The sequence below is a fragment of the Frankia sp. CoWAU3 genome, assembly GCF_977971855.1.
The window spans coordinates 1-17,059 of sequence record NZ_CDWWXB010000057.1 but is presented as its reverse complement, the minus strand read 5'-3'; the positions used below and the strand labels follow the sequence as shown (position 1 = coordinate 17,059).

The 17,059-nt window shown below is 69.5% G+C and carries 16 protein-coding genes; 5 read left to right on the top strand and 11 right to left on the bottom strand.

The window, feature by feature from the left end; all coding sequences use genetic code 11:
* From AC08ON_RS07800 to AC08ON_RS07790, 3 genes are all read right to left on the bottom strand, one after another.
* Positions 1-983: FAD-dependent oxidoreductase (locus AC08ON_RS07800; protein ID WP_476616698.1), on the bottom strand; the 983-nt coding region annotated here is incomplete at its 3' end.
* A gap of 553 nt (positions 984-1,536) precedes the next feature.
* The gene (locus tag AC08ON_RS07795; RefSeq protein ID WP_476606413.1) at positions 1,537-2,928 is read right to left on the bottom strand and encodes a class II fumarate hydratase; all 1,392 of its coding nucleotides are present in this window, start codon (positions 2,926-2,928) and stop codon (positions 1,537-1,539) included.
* Between the two features lie 265 nt (positions 2,929-3,193).
* Positions 3,194-4,153, bottom strand: a complete 960-nt coding sequence (locus AC08ON_RS07790) for a 4-hydroxy-3-methylbut-2-enyl diphosphate reductase (protein ID WP_476606412.1) — start codon at positions 4,151-4,153, stop codon at positions 3,194-3,196.
* Between the two features lie 155 nt (positions 4,154-4,308).
* On the opposite strand from AC08ON_RS07790, the gene xseA reads away from it, so the two are divergent.
* Entirely contained in the window at positions 4,309-5,523 is a 1,215-nt protein-coding gene (gene xseA, locus AC08ON_RS07785) for an exodeoxyribonuclease VII large subunit (protein WP_476606411.1), read from the top strand.
* Between the two features lie 48 nt (positions 5,524-5,571).
* On the opposite strand, the gene AC08ON_RS07780 is transcribed toward xseA, so the two are convergent.
* Positions 5,572-5,844 (bottom strand): exodeoxyribonuclease VII small subunit, encoded by a 273-nt coding sequence (locus AC08ON_RS07780; protein WP_476606410.1) that lies wholly within the window; start codon positions 5,842-5,844, stop codon positions 5,572-5,574.
* A 482-nt stretch (positions 5,845-6,326) separates the two neighbouring features.
* On the opposite strand from AC08ON_RS07780, the gene AC08ON_RS07775 reads away from it, so the two are divergent.
* Positions 6,327-6,491 (top strand): hypothetical protein, encoded by a 165-nt coding sequence (locus tag AC08ON_RS07775; protein WP_165758372.1) that lies wholly within the window; start codon positions 6,327-6,329, stop codon positions 6,489-6,491.
* 56 nt (positions 6,492-6,547) lie between these two features.
* On the opposite strand, the gene AC08ON_RS07770 is transcribed toward AC08ON_RS07775, so the two are convergent.
* Positions 6,548-7,135, bottom strand: a complete 588-nt coding sequence (locus AC08ON_RS07770) for a DUF4245 domain-containing protein (RefSeq protein ID WP_476606408.1) — start codon at positions 7,133-7,135, stop codon at positions 6,548-6,550.
* 436 nt (positions 7,136-7,571) lie between these two features.
* On the opposite strand from AC08ON_RS07770, the gene glpX reads away from it, so the two are divergent.
* The gene (gene glpX / locus AC08ON_RS07765) at positions 7,572-8,576 is read left to right on the top strand and encodes a class II fructose-bisphosphatase (RefSeq protein ID WP_476616697.1); all 1,005 of its coding nucleotides are present in this window, start codon (positions 7,572-7,574) and stop codon (positions 8,574-8,576) included.
* A 153-nt stretch (positions 8,577-8,729) separates the two neighbouring features.
* Entirely contained in the window at positions 8,730-9,512 is a 783-nt protein-coding gene (locus AC08ON_RS07760) for a sterol desaturase family protein (protein WP_476606406.1), read from the top strand.
* Here the strand turns inward: AC08ON_RS07760 and AC08ON_RS07755 are convergent.
* From AC08ON_RS07755 to AC08ON_RS07745, 3 genes are all read right to left on the bottom strand, one after another.
* Positions 9,478-10,326: a polysaccharide deacetylase family protein gene (locus AC08ON_RS07755; RefSeq protein WP_476606405.1), complete on the bottom strand. Its 849-nt coding sequence runs from the start codon at positions 10,324-10,326 to the stop codon at positions 9,478-9,480. The genes AC08ON_RS07760 and AC08ON_RS07755 overlap by 35 nt on opposite strands.
* Positions 10,327-10,684: 358 nt before the next feature.
* The gene (locus AC08ON_RS07750; RefSeq protein ID WP_198537738.1) at positions 10,685-11,308 is read right to left on the bottom strand and encodes a DUF6542 domain-containing protein; all 624 of its coding nucleotides are present in this window, start codon (positions 11,306-11,308) and stop codon (positions 10,685-10,687) included.
* Positions 11,309-11,370: 62 nt separating this feature from the next.
* Positions 11,371-12,852: a DNA recombination protein RmuC gene (locus AC08ON_RS07745; RefSeq protein ID WP_476606404.1), complete on the bottom strand. Its 1,482-nt coding sequence runs from the start codon at positions 12,850-12,852 to the stop codon at positions 11,371-11,373.
* A gap of 141 nt (positions 12,853-12,993) precedes the next feature.
* Here AC08ON_RS07745 and ychF point away from each other — a divergent pair, with 141 nt between their 5' ends.
* Positions 12,994-14,070: a redox-regulated ATPase YchF gene (ychF, locus tag AC08ON_RS07740; RefSeq protein ID WP_476606403.1), complete on the top strand. Its 1,077-nt coding sequence runs from the start codon at positions 12,994-12,996 to the stop codon at positions 14,068-14,070.
* On the opposite strand, the gene AC08ON_RS07735 is transcribed toward ychF, so the two are convergent.
* Genes AC08ON_RS07735 through AC08ON_RS07725 form a run of 3 tightly spaced genes read right to left on the bottom strand, consistent with a single transcriptional unit; the run spans position 14,022 to position 16,928 of the window.
* Positions 14,022-15,188, bottom strand: coding sequence for a tyrosine-type recombinase/integrase (locus tag AC08ON_RS07735; protein WP_476616696.1), 1,167 nt, complete (start codon positions 15,186-15,188; stop codon positions 14,022-14,024). The two genes, ychF and AC08ON_RS07735, sit on opposite strands and share 49 nt — an antisense overlap.
* A gap of 11 nt (positions 15,189-15,199) precedes the next feature.
* Positions 15,200-15,385, bottom strand: coding sequence for a helix-turn-helix transcriptional regulator (locus AC08ON_RS07730; RefSeq protein WP_035909413.1), 186 nt, complete (start codon positions 15,383-15,385; stop codon positions 15,200-15,202).
* A gap of 19 nt (positions 15,386-15,404) precedes the next feature.
* Entirely contained in the window at positions 15,405-16,928 is a 1,524-nt protein-coding gene (locus tag AC08ON_RS07725; RefSeq protein WP_476606401.1) for a replication initiator, read from the bottom strand.
* Between the last annotated feature and the right edge of the window lie 131 nt (positions 16,929-17,059).

Here is a 17,059-nt window from a genome sequence, read left to right as displayed (position 1 = left end):
AGGCGTCCCTGTTCCATCGACGTCGCCGCGAGAGCGGGAAATCCGATCACGTCGCCGACCGCGTAGATGTGATCGACCTCCGTGCGGAAGTCCGAGCCGACCTTGATCCGGCCGCGGTTGTCCGCGGAGAGACCGGCCGCCGGAAGGTGGAGGATGTCGGTGAGCCCCTGCCGCCCGGCCGAATACATCACCGTGTCCGCCGGGAGCTTCTTCCCGCTCTCGAGCAGGGTGAGGGTACCGCCGTTGTGGCGTTCCACGGAGACGACCGACTCGCGGAAACGGAAGGTCACCGCAAGATCGCGGAGCTGATACTTCAACGCCTCGACGATTTCGAGGTCGCAGAAGTCGAGCATCCGGTCACGGCGCTCGACGACGGTCACCTTCGTGCCGAGCGCGGCGAACATCGAGGCGTATTCGATACCGATCACACCGGCGCCGACGACGACCATCGACCGGGGCAGTTTCTCCAGGGCCAGGATCTGGTCGCTGTCGACGACGGTCCGTCCGTCGAAGTCGACCGTGTCCGGCCGCGCCGGGCGGGTTCCTGTGGCGATGATGATTCTTTCCGCCTGGATCCGGCGGTCCTCGGTGTCCTCGCCGCCCGCCCGCACGTTCACGGTGTGCGGATCGACGAAGCTGGCCAGTCCCGTCAGCAGGGTGACGTGGTTACGGCTGAGCTGGTTGCGAATCACGTCGATCTCGCGGCTGATGACATGTCTGGTCCGCGCCGAGAGGTCACCGACGGTGATGTCATCCTTTACCCGGTAGCTCGACCCATACAGCTCACGCTGTGACATGCCGGTCAGATAAAGGACCGCTTCTCGCAGCGTCTTGGACGGGATCGTGCCAGTGTTGATGCTGACACCACCGATCATTTCCCGCTTGTCGACGATCGCGACCCGTCGGCCGAGCTTGGCCGCTGCGATCGCGGCCTTCTGCCCGCCCGGCCCGGATCCGATGACGAGGACGTCGTAGTCGCACATCGTCACATCCCCCGCAATCTATCGGTCTCCGGTGAACCCGAGGCTATCCGGCCGGACGGGTCGGATCGGCATGTTGGCCGTGCTTGTTACGTCCATTTCTTCTGGGAAATTTCTCGGGAGTCGCTTTACCTGCGGGTTATCACTTGAGGTAGGTGTCGCGAACCCGTCCGTGATGGCCGAGGTGTGCCGCCGCGTCCGCCATATGTGCCGGTGTGGTTCCGGCTGAGAGCTTTTCGAGTCCAACTGGTGGGAACCCGTCGAGGAGTCGCGACGCCAGGCTGCCGGGCCCTCGCCGCCGGGCTGGCAGACCCTGCCGCCGGGTCGACGTGCCGGGCCGTCGTGCCGGCAGGTGAAATTTGGGGCACCCGCCACCCGTAACCAACCCGCCGCCGACCCGTTAAACCTCTAGCGGGGGTCGTGGAGGCTGTCTGGGGGGTCTTCCACGGCCCCCGCCGCGCCGTCGGGCGCCGCCGTCGGGACGGAACACCTCCGTGGGTCACGGAGGTGCCCGGGAGACGCGACGGTGGGGGAGCGGCCGCCCGACGAGCTTCGGCTACGGGTGGGTCATCGACAGCACGTCGAGCGCGGCGTCGAGCTGTGCCTCGGTGAGTTGGCCCGCCGCAACGTAACCGCGCTCGAGAACGACCTCGCGAATGGTCTTCTCCTCGGCGAGCGAGATCTTGGCGATCTTCGCGGCCTCCTCGTAGCCGATGTACTTGTTCAGCGGCGTTACGATGGAGGGGGAGGACTCGGCGTAGCGGCGGCAGCGTTCGACGTCGGCGACGATGCCGTCGATGCAACGGTCGGCGAACAGTCGGCTGATCGTCGACAGGATGTGGATCGACTCCAGCAGGTTACGTGCGATCACCGGCAGCATGACATTGAGCTCGAAGTTCCCGGCTGATCCGCCGAACGCGACCGCCGCGTCGTTGCCGACGACCTGGGCGACGACCTGACAGACCGCCTCGGGAAGGACCGGATTGACCTTGCCGGGCATGATCGAGGATCCGGGCTGGAGGTCGGGCAGCCGGATCTCGCCGAGCCCGGCTCGCGGGCCGGACGAGGCCCAGCGCAGGTCGTTTGCGATCTTGTAGAGCGAGAGGGCGATCACCCGCAGCACGCCGGACGCCTCGACGAGGCCGTCCCGGGAGGCCTGCGCCTCGAAGTGGTTGCGTGCCTCGGTCAGGGGAAGACCGGTGCTGGCGGACAGTTCCTCGATCACCGCGGCGGAGAAGCCGGGCGGGGTGTTGATGCCGGTCCCGACGGCTGTCCCACCGAGCGGCAGCTCTCCGATCCGGGGCAGTGCCACCTGCAGGCGCTCGACGCCGAGCCGGACCGCGGCGGCGTACCCGCCGAACTCCTGGCCGAGCGTCACGGGGGTCGCGTCCATCAGATGGGTCCGGCCGGACTTCACGACGTCGGCGAACTCGGTCTCTTTGCGACCGAGTTCGGTGGCAAGGTGCTCCAGGGCCGGGATCAGGTTGCCGACGATGCCCTGGGTGGCGGCGATGTGGATCGATGAGGGAAAGACGTCGTTCGAGGACTGCGAGGCGTTGACGTGGTCGTTCGGGTGAACCGGGCGGCCGAGGCGCTCGGAGGCGAGCGAGGCCAGCACCTCGTTGGTGTTCATGTTGGACGAGGTGCCGCTGCCGGTCTGGAAGACGTCCAAGGGGAACTGGTCGTCCCAGTCACCACGGGCCACCTCCGTGGCCGCGTCGACGATCGCCTCGGCGATGTCCGCGTCGAGCACGTCCAGCTTGGCGTTCACCGTCGCGGCGGCGGCCTTGATCCGGGCGAGCGCCGCGATGTGCGCGCGGGAGATCCGCTGGCCGGAGACGGGAAAGTTCTCCACCGCCCGCTGCGTCTGGGCCCGCCACCGGGCCGTGACCGGTACCCGGACGTCACCCATGCTGTCGTGCTCGATGCGGTATTCCTGCTCGCTCATGCGCCTGTTCTCCCGATGCTTGTCGCCCGTGCCCTGTACCGCCCGTGCCCTGTACCGCATACTGGGGCCGCGTGCCGGCGAGATGCCGCCTGGACGCGGCCCCAGGGCCGACCTTAGGACATGTCGGGACCCCTGCTATAGGGGGCCCCCGCTCGGGGTCTCCGTCACCTTGCCTTCGGCGAGGTTCCTGAGGGGAACGTCGGGGCTTCGGCGCAATGCGGGGAAGGGTGGCTCCGACGAGTCTGGTGTGAGGGGCGGTCCGGGTTCAGCCGGCGGCGCGCTCGCGGGTACGCATCTCCCGGCGAAGCTCCGGCGGCAACGCGAAGAGAAGGTGCTCGTCCGCGGACGTGACCTCCTCCACATCGGTGAAGCCCCGCTCGGCGAGCCAGGCCATCACGCCGGTGACGAGTTCCTCCGGCACCGATGCGCCACTGGTGACCCCGACGGTCTCGACACCATCGAACCAGCTCAGGTCCACCTCGGTGGAGTCGTCCACGAGGTAGGCGGCCGGGGCGCCGGCGTCGAGCGCGACCTCGACCAACCGGACCGAGTTCGAGGAGTTCCGCGAGCCGACGACGATGACCAGGTCGACCGCGCCGGCGATCTCCTTGACGGCGACCTGGCGGTTCTGCGTGGCGTAGCAGATGTCGTCGCTCGGTGGACCCTGCAGATGCGGGAAGCGCTCGCGCAGCGCGTCAACCGTCGTCATCGTCTCGTCGACGGACAGTGTGGTCTGGGAGAGGAAAGCCACCCGCTTCGGATCGCGGACCTTCACCCCGGCGGCGTCCTCGGGCCCGTCCACGAGGTGGATGCGGTCCGGAGCCTGCCCGGTGGTGCCGACGACCTCCTCGTGGCCCTCGTGGCCGATGAGGAGGATGTCGTAGTCCTCACGGGCGAACCGCCTGGCTTCAGAATGCACCTTGGTGACCAGTGGGCACGTGGCGTCGATTGTGCGGAGCTCGCGCACCGCCGCCTCTTCGTGCACCGTTGGTGCCACTCCGTGGGCTGAAAACACGACGGTGGCGCCGTGCGGCACCTCGTCGGTTTCGTCCACGAAGATCGCGCCCTTGGCCTCCAGCGTCTTCACGACATGAAGGTTGTGAACGATTTGTTTGCGTACGTAGACCGGTGAACCATACAGCTCTAGTGCTTTCTCCACGGTCACGACGGCTCGATCGACACCAGCGCAGTAGCCGCGCGGTTTGGCAAGAAGGACCCGGCCCATGGGTGGGAGTCTACGCGGCGGCGGGCGGTCGGGAAGTCGGCTAGGCGATGCATCACCCGATGGCGACATCGTCCGGTCCGGCCGTGGCGAGGGCCGCCGACCGTTGTGGGGCGAGACTGTGGGGCGTGGTTGTGGGGCGAGGTTACGGTGCCCGGGTGGCACTGACATCGTCCCCGGAACAGCCGCTGCCGGTCCGCAGCGTGTCGCGCGCGCTGGGAGACTGGATCAACCGGCTGGGGCGGGTGTGGGTCGAGGGGCAGGTGACCGGGATCGTCCGCCGTCCCGGGATGGGAACGGTCTTCCTCACCCTGCGGGACCCGGTCGCCGACGTGTCCCTGCGGGTCACCTGCCCGCGCGCGGTGTGCGACGCGGTGGGGCCGGCGCTCGTCGACGGGGCCCGCGTCGTGGTGTGGGGCAAGCCGTCGTTCCACCCCGGCCGAGGCACGCTGGCCCTTGCGGTTGTTGAGATTCGCCCGCTCGGTGCCGGTGCGCTGCTGGCCCGGCTCGAACAGCTCAAGGCCACGCTGGCGGCCGAGGGGCTGTTCGCCGCGTCCCGTAAGCGGCGTCCTCCGTTCCTCCCGGCGGCCGTCGGTCTGATCACCGGGCGGGCCAGCGCGGCGGAGCGGGACGTGGTCGAGAACGCGCGCCGTCGCTGGCCGGCGGTGCGTATCGTGTTACGGGAGGTGGCCGTCCAGGGGCCTCTCGCGGTCGCCCAGGTCATCGACGCGCTGCGGGAACTCGACGCGCGTGCCGAGGTGGAAATGATCGTCATCGCTCGTGGCGGCGGGTCGCTGGAGGATCTGCTGCCCTTCTCCGACGAGGCGCTGCTGCGGGCTGTCGTGGCCGCGCGTACCCCGGTGGTGTCGGCAATCGGACACGAGCAGGACACCCCTTTGCTCGATTTCGTCGCCGACGTCCGCGCCTCCACGCCGACGGATGCGGCGAAGAGGGTGGTGCCGGACGTCGGTGAGCAGGCGATCGCGGTCGCCCAGCTGCGGGCCCGGGCCCGGCGGGTCGTCGAGCACCGACTTGACCGGGAGGAACGTTGGCTGGCGGACACCCGGGGACGCCCCGTGCTCGCAACGCCCACGCGCGACGTGGACCGCAGAGCGGACGACGTGTCGGCGCTCCTCGCCCGTTCGCGCCGCTGCGTCCGCCACGTGATAGATGTGACCGGGAACGATCTGGCCGCCACCCGCGCCCGGATGCGCGCGCTGTCGCCGGCGGCGACCCTCGACCGCGGGTACGCCGTGGTGCAGCGCACCGTGGATGGTGCGGTTGTGCGCGGACCTGCCGAGGTTGCGGCCGGGGACGGGCTCGCTATCCGGGTGGCGGGCGGAACGCTGCGCGCGACGGTCGTGGACGGCTGAGCAGGCCCGGCGGCCCGGTCGGCTGGAGGGGCCCGCTCGCTCAGGAGATCAGGAGAGTGGAGTCGCCGCGGCCAGTCGAGCGCGGGCGCCGTCGAGCAGCGCCTGACAGGTCTTGGCGAGCCCCTCGCCCCGTTCCCAGAGGATCAGTGACTCCTCCAAACTCACCCCGCCGGCCTCCAGCCGGCGGACGATCTCCTCGAGTTCGGCTCGCGCGGCCTCGTAGGTGACCGGTGGGGCCGGGACGCCCGGCGGGAGGACATCGGCGGCGGAGCCCGATGTGCGACCGGTAGGGCCGTCGTTGAATTCTTCGGGCATGGCCACCTCCGTGCCGCCTCCACAACCCTCTATCTTCCACAATCCTCTATAACGATGTCCGCTCAATCCGTGACCGCGAGGTTTCGGGCCGGTCCCGACCCGACCCGGCATCCACCGTTGGGCGACCCGACGGCCAGGAGGCACCGGCGTGGCGATTTCCCCTCTGTCTGGCCAACATGATATCCAACAAGGGACAATCATGGCTGAACCCGGCCGGTCCGGCGGAGATCCATAGTACAAGGTCACTGCACGGCGTTTCAGGTTGGTCTCGGTCCGAGACGGACCACGACCGGCCTGGCACACCGGCCGTTACCCGCAGGACATCCAGTCCGGAGGTAGCAATGCCCGCGCTACGCCCGACGCCTCGTCGCAGACCTCTCGGCGACCTCGCCCGAGAGCACGCTCCGCCTTCGGTTGCCGCCGTGGGCGCCGTGCCGAGGGGTGAGATGATCGGAACGCGGGTTGGCGGCGCCCATCCCGGATGGCGGATGCCGGCGACGGGCCCGCTGCTACGTCGGGCGGCCGGCCTGGTCATCGGCATGGCGATTCTCATCCCCGCCGCCACCGCTCTGGAGGGTGGGGGCCAGCCACCGGCCGCAACGGCCGTCGCGCCCGCACGGCCTCCCGTCATCGCGGCCGCCGTCCAGCGCTGACCGGGTTCGCGCTGACCGGGCGGCTTGCATCGACCGGGCCCGTACCGGCGGCCCGATCAGTTCGTGGCGGCGGGAACGACCGGTCGCAGTGACGCGGCGAGGGTGACCAGATCGGCCTGATTCGCCCCGCCTTTGCCGTCTCCGTCATCCACGATCATGGTGACGCCGCCGTCGGTTCGGGTGAGCGCGAGATGCCCATCGCCGTCCCGGCGCTGCTGCCAGGCGACGCCTTCCACATCGACCGTGCCGTTGGCCGGTCGGTTCCCCAGGATCCGCTGGACCGCGGTGGGAGCGTTGCTCTCGACGAAGCGGGCGAACGTCCGATGGTCGGGCCGATCGACGACGTAGCCGATCGTCGCTTCGGCGGGACCACCATCGGCACCGCCGTCGCCACCACCGGTGGGCAGCGTCAGGCGGATGGAGGTCGGCTTCCAGTAGGAGGGCAGGCCAGCCGGCCCGAGCGGGGAGTAGGGCGCCTGGCGGGCGAACGCCGCCATCGGCTCACTCGTCGCGACGACCTTGACCGCGGGCTCGTCGCCTCCGCGGGGCATGACGAAGACGACGAAGAGCAGGACACCCGCCATGACCACGGCGAGAGAGAGCGCCATGTCTCTGATCGTTTCCTGACCGCGTCGTCGTGCCACGTCCCCATCTTCCAGGTCCGAACCCCCGAATGGGCACCCGGACCACGTCTGGGCGGCTCGCGGGGGTGGTGGTGTGTTCAGACTCTCGCCCGGCTGGAGGGCCTTATCGGGGAGTGCGGGGCGAGAAACCGGCCAGATCGGGGCCTGCCGGGCAGCCGTCACGCCCCCTCCGCGTGACGGCTGCCCGATGCTTCGTTGGACGCGCGCACCGGGTTGAAGGTTGCGTGCCTCTTCGGCGGATTCGAGATGTCGTGTCGACGACAGGCCGGATTTGCCGGACGGCCGCGGGCGCACCTTCGCGGCGGGATAGGGTCATGGAGGTATATTCGGCGTCACTCCGGGCCTAGTTCGGGCGCCGACGGGGCTCCCGAACTAGGCTCGGGCCGTGTCTTCCACTGCTGAATCCTCCGCCTCCAGGCCTTCCGACGCCTCGTCCGTGCCCGATACGCTGGCCGTGCAAGGGCAGGCTCCGGATCGCAACCTCGCGCTCGAACTCGTCCGGGTAACCGAGGCAGCCGCGCTCGCCGCGGCGCGCTGGGTCGGCCGTGGCGACAAGAACGGCGCGGACGGGGCCGCCGTCGACGCGATGCGCCGACTGGTCGGCACCGTCTCGATGCGCGGGGTCGTCGTGATCGGCGAGGGGGAGAAGGACGAGGCCCCCATGCTGTTCAACGGCGAGGTGGTCGGTTCGGGCGAGGGCCCCGAATGCGACGTCGCCGTGGATCCCGTGGACGGTACGACGCTGACCTCCAAGGGGATGAATAACGCCATCTCGGTCATGGCGGTCAGCGAGCGTGGCTCGATGTACGACGCGAGCGCGTGTTTCTACATGGAGAAGCTGGTCACCGGCCCGGAGGCGGCCGGGGTGGTGGATATCACGGCCTCGGTGGAGGACAACATCCGCGCCGTGGCGAAGGCCAAGGAGATCCTCCCGCGGGACGTCACCGTGGTGGTCTTGGACCGGCCCCGGCACAGCCAACTGGTCGAGCAGATCAGGGCGGCCGGCGCCCGGGTTAAGCTGATCTCCGACGGCGACGTCGCCGGAGCGGTGATGGCCGCCTCGGCGGACACCGGCGTGGACCTGCTGCTGGGGATCGGCGGCACTCCCGAGGGGATCATCACGGCCTGCGCCGTGACCTGCCTGGGTGGAGTGATCCAGGGCCGGCTGTGGCCGCGGGACGACGCGGAGTATCGCAGGGTTGCTGACCTCGGGGGCGATCCGGCCCGGGTACTGTCCACCCGGGACCTCGTCGACAGTGACAACGTCTTCTTCGTGGCGACCGGCATCACGGACGGCGAACTGCTCGCCGGGGTGCGGTACCGGCCGGGCGGGGCGAACACGTCCTCGTTGGTGATGCGGTCACGCTCGGGCACCATCCGCCGGGTGGACAGCCAGCATCAGCTCACCAAGCTGCAGGCGTACTCCACCGTTCCGTTCTGAGCCGCCGCGGTCCCGGTCGCAGCTTCGATCCAAGTCGCCGGTCCGGTCGGAGTTCCGTACAGTTTCCATGCTGTTCCTGTTCCTGTTCCTGTTCCTGGTCCTGGTCCTGGTCCTGGTCCTGGTCCGACTCCGATCTGGTCGGGAGGTGGTCGCATGGTGCACTACCCGCGACCGTCCGTCCCCGCGAGGGTGTTCGCGCGCCTCGACCCCCCGGGACCGCACGGCAGCGCCGCGGAGGTCCGGACGCTGGTGGGTGCGGCACGCAGGTTCCTGCGCCATCCACGGCCCCCCGTTCTGCTTGGTTGCGTGGGGGCGCTTGCCGTCCTGCGGGTGGTCCGAGGCCCGTGGCGGATCCGGGACACCGGCGTCGCGGTGGCCGCCGTGGCGGCGCAGCCCTTCGTCGAGTGGAGTGTGCACCGGATACTGCTCCACGCCCGGCCGGGCAGTCGGCTGGGATCGATCGGTTACCAGCTTGCCGGATACGGGCACGAGCAGCATCATCGCGATCCGACCAACCTCGACACGATGTTCCTGCGCCCCCGCGAGGTGATCAGCGGAACCGTCGCCGTCGCGGCGCCTGCGTTGCTCGGGCCGCCATGGGTTGCGACCGGCGCGCTCTGCCTTGGGATGGGTGCGCTCGTCTACGACTGGACGCATTTCCTCATCCACACCCGGGTCCCCCCGCGCACGGCCTACTACCGGCGGCTGTGGCGAGGGCATCGTCTGCACCACTACCGCAACGAGCGGTACTGGCTCGGGGTGACCAGTCCGCTCGGTGATCTGGCCCTGCGCACCGACCCGCCGCGGGACGCCGTGGCACTCTCGCCGACCGCCCGCGGGCGGGGTACCACGCCGCCAGCCGTCCTGCCGCCACCCCGTCTGCTCAGTTTGTTCGGACTGCTCAGTGCTCCGGGAGGGCCGGTGATGGCCAGCTGAGGCCGGGGGATGCGAGGCCGCCCGGGTCCCCGCTGCCAGTCACCGGGCCAGGATCGGGCTGACCGAGCCGGGGGGTGAAAAGACCGGGTGGGCGGGCGGCCGCGCGCCGAAGCCGATGGGTGTGGGTCCGTGGCACCGTGGGAGGCGGCGCGGGCCGCCCGACGCCTTCCAACCACGCGCGAAGCCGGCTGTCGGGCGTGTTCGCCTCGATGGTCAACCGGGCGAGGGCGAAGCGGTCGTCGGCGGGATGCGAGAGGACGTCGCGTACCGTGCAGGCCGAACTGTAGCCGGCCGAGATCACAAGCTGGCGTACGGACAGGTCGTATCCGCCGAGGGGGTAGGCGAACGTGCGAGGTTCGTCCCCGGTCGCCACGGCCAGCCGGCGGCGCGACAGCGTCAGTTCGGCGATCACGTCGGTCCGCGCCAGCTCGTCCAGCCGCCGTCCGGTGTGACCGGACCCGCCGATTTCTATCCCGAGACCCCGTATTCGATGAAGGTCGGTCCGGTTGAAATAGCCCGGATCACCGACCCGCGAACTGGTCACGAATACCGTCGCCGTCAGACCCGTCTCGGCCAGTCGGCGGAGAGCCTTCAAGGTTTCCACGCCGCCGTCGTCGAAGGTGATGATGACCGGGTTGGCCGGCGCGGTGGCCGCGCGCAGGGATGCGGCATATTTCGACACGGTGAGCGCCTGCCGGCCGGAGGCGGCGATGAGGGCGCAGTGCCGCATGAAGGTCGCGAAGGGGATTAGCCGACGTCGCGGGCCGCGTGGCGGCTGCGTGTCGAGAGACCGGTAGCGCAACATCGGGATCATCGGCGTTCGTCCCGCTGAGCAGGGACTGGCGGTCACCGGGGCCCGACCGGCTCACCAACGGACGGGGCGTGCTCGCCGGAGAAAGCGTGAGACGTGCACGACAAGCGGGCCTCCCTACGTCCGCCGCCTCCGGGGATGCGGCACCCGATATGCCAGTGGAAGTGCACCTGAACGGTGGGTGCGTGATGCGGCATGGAATCTAGCACGAGCTGCGGCAATAGGTGCCGTCGCGTTGCCGGTGTTTGTCGTCGACCGTTCCATCTACATGCCTGTTATTGTTTTTATTGATGGCATGGATTTATCTGTGGGGTGGTTGTGGCGGTACGGCCGACCCGGCGTGGGGAACCGGCGGTCCGGGCTACAGCGGCCGGCGTCGGCGCTCGGCGGCCGACTGCGCGAGGGAACGTTGCCGCTCGCGGCGCGCCACTTGGGCGCGGCGACCCCGGAAGAGCGCGATGACGACTACCAGGATGAAGGCCGTCAGCAGGATCGGAGCGTGAAGGATCATCTCCGAGCCGACATCGATGGCCTTGTTGCGCAGGCCGGAGCCGCCGTTCCCGGCCGCGGGGTTTAGGTAGCCGACGCCGAGGGTGATGAGCGCGTAGGCGAGCGGCGGCATGATCACTACGCCGATGAGGTCATCCGCATGCACGCGGACCGCGGCGAGGACGCACGAGCCGATGAACAGCACGCCGAAGGCGAACTTCAGGGAACCGAAGATCGCGGAGTCCGCGATGGCACCGAGCCCACCGATGACGAGGACGAGGATGCCGGTGCCGAGCGCGGTGAGGCCCCGGCGGCTGCCCGTGAACAGTGTGGGCGGCGGCCCACTCGCCCGACCGCGCGAGCTGCGGGCGTACAGATCATCATGCCCGCGAGCGCGTGCGGATCTGCCCGGCGGTCCGGCCGACTGCCGGTGAGGCGGCACACTCACGAAGGCAAGGTACCGCCCGCAGATTTCCAATGCGTCAGGGCGATGCACCAGACATGCGCATCGGCTCTCGCATTTGAGCTTTCGGTGTCGATCTCACTGCTTTCCGTTGCTTAAGCCTCCTTATGCTGGTCGTTCGCGTCCCATCTGGCCGGATCTGCGCCGTCAGGGGTCTGGTACCCGACATCGATTCCGGGGTCCTCCATGGCGCCACCCCGCCCGGTCGTCGCGCCCTCCCCGGTGCTCCTCAGGAGCTCGGCGGCGGACAGCGGCCGTACGCCGGTCTCTACCGGAACCGGACTGGGGAGCCCCGCCTCGACGACTTCCATGGCCGCGAGCCGGCGGGCGGGGGTCAGCACCCGGCTTTCCAACGAGCCGACGGTGGCGTTGAAGTCCCCCACCGCCCGGCCGAGCGAGCGACCGAGGCGATCGACGTGTTCGCCCAGGGTGCCGAGGCGGGTGTAGAGGTCGCGACCCAGCTCGAAGATCTCCTTCGTCCGTGCGGTCAGCGCATCCTGAGTCCAAGCGTGGGCGATGGTCCGCAGCATAGCGATCAGCGTGGTTGGGGTGGCGATGATGACCTTCTTGCCTGCGGCGTGCTCGAGCAGGCCGGGATCGTGATCGAGGGCAGGGGCCAGGAACGCCTCGGCGGGGACGAAGAGCACCACGAACTCCGGGGACGACGGCAGCCGCCGCCAGTAGGACTTGGCGCCGAGGCCGTCGACATGCGCACGCAGATGGCGGGCATGGGCGGCCATCCGGCGCGCGCGATGGTCCTCGTCCGTCGTGTCGGCGGCCTCCAGGAACGCGCTGAGCGGAACCTTCGCGTCGACGACCACGTTGCGGCCACCGGCAAGGTGGACGACCATGTCGGGCCGTTGCGGGCCGTCGTCGCCCTGGATCGTCATCTGCTCGGTGAAGTCGCAGCGGTTGAGCATGCCGGCCACCTCCGCCACCCGGCGCAGCTGCATCTCGCCCCAGGCACCGCGGGCCTGGGGCCGGCGCAGCACGGTCACGAGCGCGGCGGTCTGCGACCGGAGGTTCTCCGACGCCTCGCGGGCGAACCGCACCTGCTCGACGAGCGCCGAGTAGGCCTCGGTGCGCGCGGTCTCCAGCTCCCGCAGCCGGTCCTCCATCCGCCCGAGGGCCTCCCGCAGCGGCGTCACCATGCTCTCGACCGCCGAACGACGGACGTCGAGGTCGCCGCGGGCGCGGGCGCCGGCCTCGTCCAGCCGGGCGGAGGCCAGCTCTACCAGCTGACGGCTCGCGCCCTCCAGAGCCTGCGCGGACAGCGCTCGGAAGCTCTCGGCAAGCCGGTCCTGGCTCTGCTCGACCAGCGCCACCCGCTCGGCAGCCGCTCGCTGCTCGTACTCCAGCGCGGTGCGCAGGCTGGACACGTCCGACTCGGCCAGCATCGCACGCTCGGCAGCGGCGGCGGCGGCCTCCCGGGCCTGGTCGCGCTCCCGCACGGTGGTGGCGTGCGCAGCCGTGAGCGCGGCGACCCGCGGCTCGGCGAAGCGGCGCGCGGCGGCGAATCCGCCCATGGCGCCGAGAGCCAGCCCGATCAGGGCCAGCAGCGCGCTGGTCGTGTCCACGGGAGAGAGGCAATCACGGCCCTCCGACAGTTTCGCGCGGTTTCGCGGTGAGACGGTCCCCGGCCGGGCCCTTCCCGGCGAGCTGCCGTGGGGCCCGTAGCCGTGGAGCCCGCAGCCGTGAGGTCCGTAGACTGACCGGCCATGGGCTTGTCGATCGGGATCGTCGGGCTGCCCAACGTCGGCAAGTCCACGTTGTTCAACGCCCTGACGCGCAATGAGGTGCTGGCCGCGAACTACCCGTTCGCGACGATCGAGCCGAACGTGGGCGTGGTCGGGGTGCCCGATCCGCGTCTCGGCGAGCTCGCGAAGCTCTACGACAGCGCCCGGACGGTGCCGGCCACGGTCAGCTTCGTGGACATCGCCGGTCTGGTCCGAGGCGCGTCCGAGGGGCAGGGCCTGGGTAACCGCTTCCTCGCGAACATCCGCGAGTCCGACACGGTCTGCCAGGTCGTCCGGGTGTTCTCCGACCCCGACGTGGTGCACGTCGAGGGCAGGGTCGACCCGGCCGACGACATCGAGACGATCAATACCGAGCTGATCCTCGCCGATCTGCAGACCGTTGACGCGCGCCTGCCGAAGCTGGAGAAGGAGGCCCGTGCCGACAAGACGAAGCAGCCGTTGCTGGCCGCGGTGAAGGCCGCGCGCGAGGTGCTTGACGCCGGCCGCACGCTGTCCTCGGAACCGAAGATCAATCGCGACGCCCTGCGGGAGCTTTTCCTGCTCACCGCCAAGCCTTTCCTCTACGTCTTCAACGTCGACGAGGACGTCCTCGCCGATTCCGGTCGGCGCAAGGAACTTGTCGGGTCCGTCGCGTCCGCGGACGCGATCGTGCTGTGCGCCAAGGTCGAGGCCGAACTGGCCGAGCTCGACGAGGCCGACGCCGCGGAGCTGCTGGCCTCGCTCGGCCAGGAGGAGAGCGGCCTTGCCCAGCTGGCCCGGATCGGTTTCCACACCCTGGGGCTCCAGACGTTCCTGACGGCCGGCCCGAAGGAGGCCCGGGCCTGGACCATCAGAGCCGGGGCGACCGCGCCGGAGGCCGCCGGGGCCATCCACACCGACTTCCAGCGTGGCTTCATCAAGGCCGAGATCGTCTCGTACGACGCCCTGATCGCGGCCGGTTCGATGGCCGCCGCCCGCGCGGCCGGCAAGGTGCGCATGGAGGGCAAGGACTACGTGATGGCCGACGGCGACGTCGTGGAGTTCCGCTTCAACGTCTGATCAGGGGCCACTTCCGCAGGTCCCGCAGGGTGCGAGTGATCGTGTTCCACACCGGTTACACCGGACCACGCCGTGTCCACCGCCTTGCGGGTCCGATCCTCGCTATCCGGCATCAGGTGCCCGTACGTCGACAGCACCAGGTTGGCGTTGTCGTGCCCGAGCCGTTCCGCGACCGCGATCACGCTTTCCCCCGCAGCGAGCAGAACCGACGCGTAGTGGTGCCGAAGATCGTGGGGCGTGGTGCCAGCCGGAAGCCCCGCCCGGCGGACGGCCCGGACGAAGATCTGTGCCCCGTAGTAGTCGTGGCGGTACGGCCGCCCGAACCGCGTCGTGAACAGCGAACCGTCCGCCCCCGGCGGGAAGACCTCCGAGTGCTCCGCCACCGCGTCACGGACGACGTCAGGCAGCGGCACGACCCGCCGGGAACGGGGCGTCTTGGGTACGCTCCGGACCTTCGAGCCGGGTGCAAGCTGCCATTCGATGCGCACCACCCGCCCGCCGGTGTCGACGTCCTCAGCTCGCAACGCGAGCAGTTCGCCGATACGGAGCCCGAGCCCGGCCTGCACGATCACCATCGCCCGGTTGCGAACCGGGATCGCGTCCGCCAGGAGCCGCACTTGGTCAACCGTCAGCGGCACCACCCGTTTCCGCCGGGTGGACGGCATGCTGAGCCGTACGACGGGTGAGACGGCCACCAGGCGATCGAGCACGGCCGCCGCATAGATCGACCGCAGCAGCGACACGAGGTTGCGCAGCGTCGTAGGCGCCAGCAGCCGTGCCCGGTCGGACACCCACGCCTGAACCTCCGACGGCCGGACCGCCGCGAGCCGACGGGAGCCGAGGGACGTCCCCGCAATGTGCACTTTGATCGTTCCTGCGACCCGGCGGGACGTCGTCGGCCGGTGGACCCTGCCCGCAGCCCATCGCCGGGCGTACTCGGCAACCGTCGTCCGGTCGTGCGGGTCGATGTACTGGCCGTTGGCGAGATCCGAGACGACGGCAGCCCGGAAGCGCTCAGCATCACCCTTCTTCGCGAAGGACTTCGAGCGTTGCCGCCCATCATCGTCGCGCCAGCGCGCGAGGTACACCGCCTTACCGTCGCGAACCCGCTTTTCCACACTGCCCACGGCTATGCGGCCCTTTCAGCGAGCCACGCGCGCACGTCCGTGGGGTCGTAGCGAAGCCACTTCCCGACCCGGTACGCCCGAGGCCCGACCTTGCGCGTCCGCCACTGATACAAGGTCGCCACAGGAACACCGAGGAAGCGCGCAGCCTCAGCAGCAGTCCACAAGCGATCAACCTCCGCAGACAACATCCCCATTCCCAACCTTCCACTACGCAGCAAATTTCCGGGCCGAATGTGCTTCCTCGCGTCGTGACCGTGCTTGGTCTGCGGCCATGGATGCGAGCCATCGGTCGCCGTTGTTGGCGTAGCCGGAGGAGTGGTACCGCCAGGTGGGGATGATCACGGTTTCGTCGGTGTCGTCGGGTCGGCCGAAGGCGTCGAGGGCCGGGCGTTCCTCGCCGTTCACGTGGGTACGTTGCCAGGTACGCCGGGCCGTCCGGCGTGCCGCGAAGGTGGTGGAGTAGCCGCGTGATTTGGTGAGCCAATGGCCGTTGAAGCCGAGTTGGTGCGCCCACTGGCGCAGCCGTAGATCCTGAAACTCCGAGTGCGGACCGAGACGCCACGCGGTATGGACCAGCCGGGCGTGGAACTCTCCGAGGAACGGAAGGCGTGCCTCCAAGTCGTCAGCGTCGCGTATCCGCCGGTCGAGTAGGCCGGAGTCGACGACGGATTTAGTGATGTACTTGGCGAGATAGTTCCCGACCGCCTGTGGGGTGAGGTCCCCGCCGTCCACGAGAACCTTTTTCACATCATGCTGCTCACCCCAGCGTGCCGCGAGCATCGGTGTTGGGCGTGGAACAGGTGGGGGGATGTCCGCGGAGGCGAGCAGGCCCGCAGCCGCCAGGGTGGCGAGCGCGTCCGCTTCGGAGGGAAGGTCATAGGCGTGCGGGTCCGGGCAGGGTTCCTCGGTGTGGGTGACCGCCCAGCGCCAGCAGGACGCCAGCAGGTCCCCGGTTGCCCAGGCGGGAGGAGCCTGCCAGACGTCCGAGTCGCTGCCCGCGTCCAGGCGGAGCAGGGCATGGAAGTGGACCGCGCCGCGCCGTTGGGCTTCCCCGACCTTGACGTAGGAGATGCGGACCGCACGCCGCAAGCCCCGTTCGGTCATGCCTGTGACGGTGGCCATGCGCCGGTAGGTCGCGTCCACGGTGCGTTTCCACAGCCTGCCCGAGGTGCGGTTCCAGACGATCAGCGCGCCGTCGTCGTGGCAGTCCGGGCACAGCGGGGTGCCGAGCCGCCAGTCATCCTCCCCATGCACGAACGTGCAGCCGCGTGCACGGCCATGCGGGCATCGTCCTTGGCGCCGACTGCACACCTGAGCGGGACCGTGATTCGCGCGCCGAGAGTGCACCGGGCCGAACGAGGGTGCGGTCACCGTGACGAACAGCCCCGGATGCTCCGCCACCGTCGCGGGAACATCATGGCCACCGGTCAGCCCCGCATGGACGATCTGCCAGGCATCCCCCGCGTACAAGTAGGAGCAGGACGGGCACACCGAGGCCCGCCGGTTCCCGCAGGGCACCAGGAGCAGCCCGTCCGGCATGGTCGCCGTGTCCAGCACGCGGCGCACCTCACCGGTAGCCGTATCCACATGGTCGATGTGGCCGAACAGGCGGACAGGGTGCGCGCAGCCGGACACCCGGTCGAGTTGCGCGAGAAACCCGGACAGGGAGCCGTCCGCAGCGCGAGGCATCGCCGCGTGGAGAAACTCCGAATCCAGCACAGGGACTGTCATCCGAGACTCTCCTTTCACGGACGGCCGCAGCGGCGTCACACCTCATTTCCCCATTCCGGGGGCGCGGCATTGTCTATCGAATGGAGAACCGTAACTGTTAGGTGAACCGGTGGGAGGTTGACTGGGTAGGT